The 1,788-nt window shown below is 37.5% G+C and carries 1 protein-coding gene; it reads left to right on the top strand.

The window, feature by feature from the left end; translation table 11 throughout:
* Positions 1-1,788 (top strand): TonB-dependent receptor domain-containing protein (locus tag E1176_RS01535; RefSeq protein WP_155208818.1); only part of this gene is annotated, 1,788 nt, incomplete at both ends.

Genomic DNA, 1,788 nt, shown 5'->3' with positions numbered 1-1,788 from the left:
ATTTACAGGTTTCTTTTGTTTCATATAAGAAATTAACAATTGAAGGAGTAGTCGTTAATTCAGGAGAAGTAACTCTACTGGAAAACATAAGGCTTTCTGAAGATGTAGAGGAACTTGCTGAGGTAGTTGTTACTGCTGAAGCAATAAAAACTACAGAAGAAGCCATCCTTACAGTAAAAAGAAAGTCTGCCAACGTACTTGACGGTGTGTCTTCTGCAAACTTTAGAAAAATAGGTGATTCTGATGCTGCCGCTGCAGTAAAGCGTGTACCGGGTGTTTCTATTGAAGGTGGAAAATACGTTTATGTACGTGGCTTAGGAGATAGATACACAAAATCTATTTTAAATGGAGTAGACATCCCAGGTCTAGATCCTGATAGAAATACGTTGCAAATGGATATTTTCCCAACCAACGTTATAGACAACATCATCGTATTAAAATCTTTTACCAGTGATCTTCCTGCAGATTTTGTTGGAGGTTTGGTAAATATCGACCTAAAGGATTTTCCTGAAGAAAAGGTAGTAAAGGTTTCAGCTAGTTTAGGATACAATCCTAACATGCACTTTAATAAGGACTACCTTACTTACGAAGGTGGTAGCACAGACTTTTTAGGTTTTGACGATGGAACACGTGATATCCCAACCAAAGGTATCTCTGATGTACCTCAATTTGCAGAAATTGTTGGAAGCAACGGAGCGCGTAGGCAACAGTACTTAGATATCTTAAATGGTTTTAACCCTACACTCGATGCGATGAGAGAACAGAGCTTTATGAACTATGGCCTGGGTTTATCAATGGGAAATCAAGTTGCTGCGGGTAACTCAACCATCGGTTATAACTTTGCTCTTACTTACAAAAACGACACCGAATATTACGAGGATGCCATTTACGGAAGATATGGACAAGATCAATTAGATGCTTCTGAAACAGAGCTCGAAAGAAGGGAATATCAAAAAGGTGACTATGGCGTAAATAATGTATTATTAGGTGGATTAGCAGGCTTAGCCCTGAAAAATGATTTAGCCAAATACAGACTAAACATACTGCACCTTCAAAACGGTGAGTCAAAAGCAGGTAAGTTTGACTATGTAAACTCAGACCAGGGGGCGAACTTTGAAGCAGTTCAATCAAACCTGGAGTACAGCCAAAGGTCTCTTACTAATATTTTATTAAATGGTACTCACGTAAACAGTGCCGGAGATTGGGAAATTGATTGGAAACTTTCTCCAACCTTATCAAAAATAAATGACCCAGATATTAGATTTACCAGAATCAGAACTGATAACTCTAATCCATCAATTGGAACCGAGTCAGGTTTGCCAGAAAGAATCTGGAGAACTTTAGAGGAATATAACGCAGTTGGAAAAGTTGACTTAACTAAGAGATATGAGCTTTTCGGTGAGGACGCCAAATTAAAATTTGGTTCAAGTTATACTTACAAAAACAGAGACTATAATATCGAGTCATTCCAGATTATTCCTTTTAATGTGGAAGTGACTATGAATCCAGATGATTTGTTTAAAGAAGAGAATCTTTATCCAAACTTAGATGGAAACGATGGTACACGTTACGAGCCAACTTTCATTCCTATTAACCCAAATGATTATAACTCAAACATCTCTAATGCGGGTGTATATGTGTCTAACGAGATGTCTTTGACAGAAAAGTTAAAAACTATCGTTGGTGTGAGGGTTGAGAGCTATCAACAATACTACACAGGACAGAATCAAACTGGTGCAATAGTTTTAGACAATGAAAAAGTACTTGATGACTTGGATTTCTTCCCTA

Origin of the sequence: Fulvivirga aurantia (genome assembly GCF_009711475.1) — a bacterium.
Taxonomy (GTDB): Bacteria; Bacteroidota; Bacteroidia; order Cytophagales; family Cyclobacteriaceae; genus Fulvivirga; species Fulvivirga aurantia.
Note: the sequence above shows the minus strand (reverse complement) of the source record. Positions and strands in the feature narration are given on the sequence as shown.